The sequence below is a fragment of the Shewanella sp. MBTL60-007 genome, from assembly GCF_019654915.1.
Classification (GTDB): domain Bacteria; phylum Pseudomonadota; class Gammaproteobacteria; order Enterobacterales; family Shewanellaceae; genus Shewanella.
This window is the reverse complement of record NZ_BPET01000067.1, coordinates 19,379-27,928: the sequence shown is the minus strand read 5'-3', so window position 1 is coordinate 27,928 and position 8,550 is coordinate 19,379. Positions and strand designations below refer to the sequence as shown.

General features: G+C 45.6%; 6 protein-coding genes. 3 read left to right on the top strand and 3 right to left on the bottom strand.

Annotation, left to right across the window (positions count from 1 at the left end; translation table 11 throughout):
• The first annotated feature begins 35 nt into the window (after positions 1-35).
• From K5Q92_RS20685 to K5Q92_RS20675, 3 genes are all read left to right on the top strand, one after another.
• The gene (locus tag K5Q92_RS20685) at positions 36-848 is read left to right on the top strand and encodes a hypothetical protein (protein WP_220770759.1); all 813 of its coding nucleotides are present in this window, start codon (positions 36-38) and stop codon (positions 846-848) included.
• A 112-nt stretch (positions 849-960) separates the two neighbouring features.
• Positions 961-1,416 (top strand): hypothetical protein, encoded by a 456-nt coding sequence (locus K5Q92_RS20680; protein ID WP_220770758.1) that lies wholly within the window; start codon positions 961-963, stop codon positions 1,414-1,416.
• Between the two features lie 100 nt (positions 1,417-1,516).
• Positions 1,517-2,176 (top strand): hypothetical protein, encoded by a 660-nt coding sequence (locus tag K5Q92_RS20675; RefSeq protein WP_220770757.1) that lies wholly within the window; start codon positions 1,517-1,519, stop codon positions 2,174-2,176.
• Positions 2,177-2,698: 522 nt separating this feature from the next.
• Here K5Q92_RS20675 and K5Q92_RS20670 read toward each other — a convergent pair.
• From K5Q92_RS20670 to K5Q92_RS20660, 3 genes are all read right to left on the bottom strand, one after another.
• Complete coding sequence (locus K5Q92_RS20670; protein WP_259649652.1) at positions 2,699-3,985, bottom strand: peptidoglycan DD-metalloendopeptidase family protein; 1,287 nt, start codon at positions 3,983-3,985, stop codon at positions 2,699-2,701.
• Between the two features lie 262 nt (positions 3,986-4,247).
• Positions 4,248-7,304: an AAA family ATPase gene (locus tag K5Q92_RS20665; RefSeq protein ID WP_220770756.1), complete on the bottom strand. Its 3,057-nt coding sequence runs from the start codon at positions 7,302-7,304 to the stop codon at positions 4,248-4,250.
• Positions 7,301-8,446 carry an exonuclease SbcCD subunit D gene (locus tag K5Q92_RS20660; RefSeq protein WP_220770755.1) on the bottom strand — a complete coding sequence of 382 codons (1,146 nt, stop codon included), beginning with the start codon at positions 8,444-8,446 and terminating at the stop codon, positions 7,301-7,303. The genes K5Q92_RS20665 and K5Q92_RS20660 overlap by 4 nt, the downstream gene beginning before the upstream one ends.
• Between the last annotated feature and the right edge of the window lie 104 nt (positions 8,447-8,550).

Here is an 8,550-nt window from a genome sequence, read left to right as displayed (position 1 = left end):
CTATACAAATATTAGGCGAATCGGAGTAAACATCAATGTTCAATGAATTAGAAAAGGAATTTCACGCAAAAGGAATTCCTACAGATAAACCAGATTTTTATGATCATCCAAATTTCATCAAGGAAGAGCAGAAAGATCCTAGCTATTTAATTAAATTCGCAAAGTTTGTGGCAGAAAAACCATACTCTGATGAGTATTTAGAAAAGGCAGAAATTATAATTTCTGATGTGGCGAAAATCTTAAACAACCAGCTTTTAGATAATGGCCGCCAAGGCGCTTGCGTAGATATATCAGGTATTCTTGCTCGTATATTGGAACGTAAAGGGATATGGTGCGCTTGTATCAAAGGCTCTTGCACAATTGAGTTTCCCAAAAAATCGAAAGAAGAAACAACTTACTACTGGTCAGCAGACCAAGGTGAATTTACAGCCGGACATACTTGGGTATTTGCCCCACCATTCTCTATAGTAGATATCACCTTAAAGCAGCAACCATACACAGGTGTAAAAAAAAGCTATATTCCCGAAATTATCATGATAAAAGATGCTGCCAAAGCAACCTCAACTATAGAAGACATCATTAGTCCAGAAGTCAGAATGATAATGAAAGCTCAAGGAATACCAAAGTACCTGATGCTTCAGTTTGGAGCATCAGAGATGAAGCTCATTCAAGAAACATTTCCTGCTCAACTAATCGAATTTAATGAGACAAAATTCAAATTTTCTCCTGTTGCAGCTCATGCATCTACTGAGTCATTGCTAGGCTTGAAAAATATGAAATTTAATGGAATGTACCCTTACGAGATGTACCAAAAGTTTATAAAAGACGAAGTCCCAAATATCGCCTAACAAGTGGTTCCAGATGACGCCTACGGCGCACCTGAACCAAGCGTTAGGTGGGCAATCTAGGCTGGCCTAATTATGCACAAGTAAAAAATTTTTTAGCAAATGGTAGTGGATAATGAGAATAATTATTACAAAGATTCTTACAGCTCTTTTCTTGAGTTTAACGCTAGTTGCATATTCGAATGCAGAAAGTGAGTTGCTTTTATTTGGCGGAGACGGACATGACGAGTACTTGGGGTGCTTAACATGCAGCGAATACAGCTCCGAATCAATCTGTAACGGTCATGGTACGTATGGAAACGAATATTCATCAAATGGCATGTTTAATGAGTATGCAGGATTTGGTAATGAGTATAGCTCTGAAAGCCCATGGAACGAATACAGTACAAATAATTCTGTGCCGGTGTTGGTAGATCGGGATGGCAATTTTTATGGTTACTTCACGATTAATGATTACCGCAGTGATGCAGTTGAATTCTCTAGCGACCTGAAAAAAATGTTTGAGATTGCCGATGGTGATCTAGAAAAGGTAAGAGTAATGTTGTGCAAAGCGTTCGGCTATAGTGGATAATTGATCTCACCTAACAAGGCACTGCACACGGACAAATTTACGCTGCGCTCCAATTTACCGGTGAGCGCGGCGTTAGTCAGCCCACAAGGAGTAAATCAGGATGGTGGAATCTATTACATTAATAGGTCAGGCTGTAGCCATAATTGCAGCGTGCTGGGCAATCATTTCCGGTGTTGGAGCATGGAAAAGAGAGTTTATTGGGAAGCGAAGAGTTGAATTGGCTGAAGCAACACTTGCAAGCTTCTTTGAGGTTAAAGACGCCATTTCCATGATTAGAAGTCCAGTGTCCTCGAGCACGGAAGGAAGTACACGTGTAAAAGGTGACAATGAATCTCCAGAAGAGACTGAGTTACTCAACCGAGGCCATATTGTCTTTGAAAGATACGAGAGCAACAAAGATGCATTCCTAAAATTTGACACGTTACAGTACAAATTCATGGCGGCATACGGTCAAGATAGTGAAGATATCTTTAAAGAAACTCGCAAGATCATTCATTCGATATTCTTCTCTGCTCGGCAACTTGCGACCTACTACTGGAAAAGGCAAGGCCGGATTAAAATGTCTGACAAGGAATTTAAGAAGCACTTAAAAGAAATGCAGGCACATGAAGGGGTCTTTTGGGATACATGGAGCGACGACGACGTTATTAGAGTAAAACTTAGCACTGTCCAGAAAAAACTAGACAATATCGTTGCACCGACATTTGAAGAGCCAATAGGATTATATAGTCTATTGACTAAGAGGTTTGGGCGTGACTAACAAGGCGCTACAGACAGATAGCAATTTAGTTGGCTGTTGCTCGTGCCTCGCAAATTCTAGCCAATCAAATTGCTTCCGCTGAGCGTGGCGTTACCACATACCTGATTGCCATACTTTCACTAATACCAATTATCACTTCCAGAGCTTTAGCTATAAATAGCTTTTGTCCAAAAGTGATTTTGTAACACCTGAGAGAACTAATTTCTGAGAGATGATGATTCAGATGTCGGTACGGCTGTAGGCTGCGGTTTTAGGGTGAGGTATCTCAAAGAGATACTCTTCAAACGATAGCCTTTCTTCGTGCCCTCAGTGCCCGTGGTAAGCTTCTTTTGACAAAATATGAGCGAAATTCCTGTCAGTTGTACAGCTATAGTGTCTTTGTGCTCCTAGGACCTAGAGCCTGCTATTCCTAGCACCTTGTAATCAAAAACAAAAAAGCCATCTTTTGATGGCTTTTTTACTTTAAGGAGTCGTCACTAGATAAGATGCACTTTGCTGGACTTAACGTCCCCAATATTGTGCTTAAGCAATTCCCATCATCATCTTTCTCACTTTGACAATCTGGCTAAACTCCCCCATCTCTTTCGAGGAAAGCTGGCTCGCCATAGGAATTTTGGCTTTCATTGAGTCCACTGGGCGACCGTTAATGTGGAATTCATAATGCAGGTGCGGGCCTGTTACGCGCCCTGTGTTGCCTGATAGCGCAATCACTTGCCCGCGAGACACCCGCTGCCCTTTATGCACTAAGGCTTTTGATAGATGCAAATAACGAGTACGGTACTTGTTACCATGGTCAATTACAATGTACTTGCCTGCAAATCGATGATCGGTAACCAAAGAAACGATACCGTCTCCCGGGGCAACGATTTTAGTCCCTATCGGTAACGCGAAGTCGGTACCATTATGGGGAGTATTCCTGCCTGTTACAGGGTGATGACGATTAGGGTTAAATCGCGAACTGATCCGATAATTTTTAGTTAATGGAATACGCTGAAATGCTCGGGCTAAACTCTGTCCCTGTTCATCGTAGAAATTACCATCGCTATTTTGATAAGCATTGATGCTGCTCGCGCCTCTCTCTATGCTCACACCAAGTATTTGGCTATTGCCCGTGGCCTCACCATCGATATATTGATCGTTTAGCAAAACGGAAAACTTATCTCCGGCACGTAAGTCGCGGGCGAAATTAAGCTTCTCTTTTAATAATGATTCTACACGCTGGATCTCTGCCGCATTAAGACCTATCTTCTTGGCCGAAACATAGAAAGAACCGTGAATTTGACCAGAGATAGCGCGGTCACGCCAAATGCCTTCGATATTCACTTCATCGACATTAAATGAACCATCATCAAAGCGCGTGAATATCACCTGTCTGGCAGCATTAAAGTAAAGGGTTAACTTTTGCAGTTCCCCCGCGTCATTAAGCCAAAACTGGATCTTATTGCCCGGCTTTAATGTGTCTAATGCCAAGACATTTAAGTCAGCCTCCAAGACACGGTGCATGGTCTGCTGATCGACCCCGCCTTGCTCAAACAAGCCGCTTAAGGTATCGCCTTTTACGATCACTTTTTGAAATGCTGGCTTTGGCTCTAACAGCTCGGCACTGGGAATCGATACGTTTTGAGCGAGAAAGGATTCAATATCGAGCTGAACAGGGATCCTTTGCGGTAGCAGTTCTTGCTGACGAGGAAACAAAATCGCAGCACCGACGATGAGTACTGAGCCTAAAAGCACTTTCCGATGAAAAGAAGGCAATCGTGCAATACGGTTTTTAGACATATTTGAAAAAGAAAATTTACCTGCGCGCAACCTATGCCTCAACTTTCATTATTATGGTTATCTATTTGACCGAAAAAACCCGTCAAATCGAGATTTGATGCCAAGTTATATCAAAAATAATTCAACTTACAAACCGATCTGCTGCACAAATTACTGACTTAAGAAATATTGCTCGAACTAAATGAAAAGCTAACCCTATTGAAGAAGAAGGATAAATCATCAACTTCAATAGGAGTTAATACAAACAAGTAACAAGCTGTCTAATCCATAGAACAGCGATTGCGATAAGCTATTAAGGTAAGACGATACTCACTTCACTACCTACAGCACTCTTATTGATATCGAGGCGCGTACCTATCTGCTCTTTCATCTCTGAGACGTGGGAGATCACCCCGATCATACGACCCGATGATTGCAGATCCATCAAGGTTCTGACCGCTAAATCCAATGAGTCCTGATCTAAGCTGCCAAAGCCCTCGTCAATAAACAGGGTATCGAGCTTAATCCCGCCCGCGTAGGCCTGCACCACATCAGATAAACCCAGCGCCATAGAAAGTGCCGCCATAAAGCTCTCACCGCCACTGAGCGTCGCTACAGGACGCACCTTAGAGGTATAGGCATCTTCAACTTCTAGCTCAAGCCCCGAAGCCTTATTGCCCTTAGCTCGCTCCTCTTTACGCAGCAAGCGGTATCGCCCCTTACTCATCAATTGCAGACGATGGCTCGCCTCAAGCAGCACGTCATCAAGCAGCACACTGAGCACGAAACGCTGTAAGCTAATTTTATTACCGGTTTGACCGTTGGCAACCTCAGATAAGGTACCAATCACCGCATATTCGTCTTCAAGCGTCTTGGCTTTAGCATCGGCCTCTTTAAGCTGCTTTTGTGTTTGCATCAGCTGCGTCACGCGGCTCTGTAAGCTTTGCCACGCATTTTCAGCCGCTTGCTGCTCAGCTTGAATACTCTCAAGGCGAGTCTCAAACTCAGCCATATCAGGTTTGCTCAGCCCCGATAACTTCTCATTCAGCTGAGTTAATGTCGTTTGGTTAGCTGTACAATCTTGCTGATATTGAGCAAGCTCATTGGCAATTTCACTCAGGGCTTCAGATGATAATAACGCCTCGATTAATGCCTGTTTATCGGCAAAGCCTAAACTGGCCAATTGCTGATTTAACTCTGATAATGCCTTGTCACTTTGCTCCCTTGCCTGAGTCTGGCTCGCTTGAGCTGCTGCTACGGCTGCTGATTGCGCAGAGTCTTGCTCTAAGGCTTTGGTATGGCTCTGACGAATGGTGTTGATCCCTTGCGAAAACGCCGTTACCTGCGCCCTAACCTGCTCAATTGCCCCATTAAGTGCATCTAAGCTGCGATATTGCTCCGGAATAGCAGCGCACGCTTGATCCACCTGCCCTTTGAGGCTTGAAGCCTGATCTTGCAAGGCTTGAAAACGCTCTCGCTCCGCATCGAGCTTCACTTGCAGCTCTCTCTCTGCAGCCTGCCAACCTTGTATTTGGCTTCTGAGTTGAGTTAACTGCTGAGCGGCACCACTGGCTTGGTTAAGCTGCAGCTGTAACTGCTGTAATTGTAGCTGTAAGCTCTCAATGGATTGAGCACTGCTGTCGCCAATGCGTTGTAACAGCTCCTCTACGCGCTTTAACTGCTCTTGATGCTTAGTCTTTAACCCTGAATATTCTGATTTCGCTTTGTTAAGCGCTTCATTTGCCAACTCTTCATTTCGCTGAGCCTGTTGTAGCTCCTCCTCTGTTGGCAATTGCTCTGCACTTTGGGCTGGATGTGGGTGCTCGCTGCTACCACATACAGGGCAAGGCTGGCCAGGGTTGAGCTGCAAGGCTAAGTTTGCAGCTTGGCCGCGATGCCATACCAGTTGCAACTGTTTGTTACTGGTCTGCGCTTCAATAAAGCGGGCGCGCAATTGCTGGCCTTTTTCCATTACCCCTAATAGCGCCTGCTCTGTTTGGCTAGCATCATTGCCAGCCTGTTGCCACTGGCCGTATCGCTCAATCAAATCAAGTTGGGCCGTGACAGCTTGCTGGGCATTAACCTGCTCCGCCGCAACTTGTTCAAGCTGAGGGATAAGCTGCTCTGCTGCGAGTTTTTCTGTCGACAGTTTTTCTAAACTTGCCTTCTCTTTAATGCCTTTCTCTTTCGCTTGGTCACGAGCAATTGTTGCCTCAGTCAGAGCCTTTTGCAGGCCATCTAGTCCTTGTAGCTGAGGCACCAACTGGGTTAAGGTTTGCTCGCTATTTTGCACTTTCTGCAGTTGCAGCTCTTGCTCAGGCAGGGTATCAAATTGCGCCTGACTCTGGGTCAGCGCCTGCTCAGTGAGCTGCTTAGCACCTTTCACTTGAGTCAGGCTTGTCTCGGCTTGAGCCGCCTCAGTTTCTCGCGCCAAAGACACATCTAAAACAGGTTTTAACTGCAATGCCTTTTGACCACTTTCAAACTGTAGCTGTCGCTGAGCGATAACGGTTTTATGCTCTTGCAGCTGCACTGCCACTTGCTGAAGTGTATCCAATGCATCAAAGTCACTCACTAGCAACTTGGCCGACTCAAACTGCTTATTGGCATCGATTAACCCAAGCTTAGCCTGCTCTTTAGCCTCTAACGCTTGAGCAAGCTTAGGCTCAAGCAGCGTAAGCTCGTTATGTAGCGCATCATCAGACTCAAGCTCGATATTGGCTAACATGCCATCACGTTTATTGCGGTGATCGCGCACTTCATTCTTGATTGCTGCAGCTTGAAACTTTAGCTTATCTTCAATTTTGCGGTAGATTTGCGTTTGGAAAAGCTGACTGAAAATCTTCTCTCTGTCTTTTGAGTCTGCCATCAAGAGTTCGCGGAACTTACCCTGTGGCAACACCATCACCTGACGGAACTGATCAGCGTCTAGGCCAGTTAATGCCTCAATTTCGGCCGTGGCCTCAGAGACCTTGCTCGCCACCAGCAGATGTTCAGTGCCATCACTGTCTATACGGTAAAGCTGGGCTTCGGGCTTTTGTACCGTGTAGCCATCGCCACTCTTTTTAGCACGTTGTTGCTCGGGTACTCGGCGAATACGGTATTGCTTCTCGCCCAGCGCGAAACTAAATGTCACCTCGGTAAGCAAACTATCTTGCGCTAAGTCGCAGCGCATTTGACTGCCCTCACGCTCATCCCCCGTGGTTTTACCATAGAGGGCGAAACAGATAGCATCTAACAGTGTGGTCTTACCCGCCCCTGTAGGACCGTTGATTAAAAACAGCGGGTTCGAGCCTAATGCGGAAAAGTCGACAGTTTGCGTCGATGCAAAAGGGCCAAATGCAGACATCTCAAGGGTAATGGGTCTCATGATGTGCGCTCCGCTTTATGTAACTCATCGATAGTTGCACTCATGGCTTGTTGCTGCGCCTCTGTCATTGTCTCGCCCGACACTTGAGTAAAAAAATCGGTAAACATATCTAGCTCACCCTTCTTGATATGGTCACGGCTTAGCTCCACCTTGCCGGTCTCACTCATCAAGCCTGTACGCTCGAGGTGCAGCACATTCGGATACACGCTTCTCAGTTTGCCCATGGCGTCCAAAATAGCGGTTTTGTCACTGAGCCTCACCATCAGGTAATCTTCACGGTTAATATCAGTTTTGCCTGACTCAAGTAGCTGGGCTAATTCACCTTCGATAATGCGCACATCTCGCATGGCCTTCAAAGGCAGTAACTCGAAGCTGGCTTTGCCGTCACCGTCTACCTCAACTAAGGTAACCGACTTGTTTTGATGCTGCTCACTGAAGGAGTATTTAAGCATTGAGCCCGAATACCTCACATGCTCAGCGCCTTTGTATTGCGGGCCATGCAGATGCCCTAACGCCGTATAGCTATATGGGGTAAATAATTTTGGTGAGATCTTATCGGCACCACCAATACTCAGCGGACGTTCCGATTCTGACTCACTGCCGCCATCGAGAAAGCAGTGACTGACAACCACTTTCGGTAAGCCTCTACTGTCATGCTCATCAACCTGCTCAAGCAGTTTCGCCATTGCCTCTTCATGGGTGCAAACCTCACAATCGAACACCTGACGCACTGTGGCAGGATCGGCATAGGGCAAGCCGTAAAACACAGCAGAGCCTACTTTCCCCTTAAGCTCAATGGCACGAACTTCTTTGGTTAAGGGGCCTATGATGTGCAGGCCGCTGTTATTCATCTGCCGAGAAGCAAAACCTAAGCGCTCATGGCCATCATGGTTTCCCGCAATCATAATCATCGGGATCTTTAGCTCATTGACCAAGCGATTGACCACCTCATCCAGTAAGGCTACCGCATTCGCTGGGGGAACCGATCTATCGTAAATATCACCCGCAACCACCACCGCATCGACACTATGCTCGCTAGCAAGTTCGATAATCTGATTGAGAACGAAGCGCTGATCATCGAGCAGGCTCTGATTATGAAGCTGTCTGCCGATATGCCAGTCAGAAGTATGGATAAATTTCATGCTTTCTCGTTTAAAAATGAGGGAGATACTGGAGAGTAACCGTGATGGTTTTCCATTTTATTAGATAGTAAGAAAACTGAGTCGATTTAACAATAGCCTAAGCC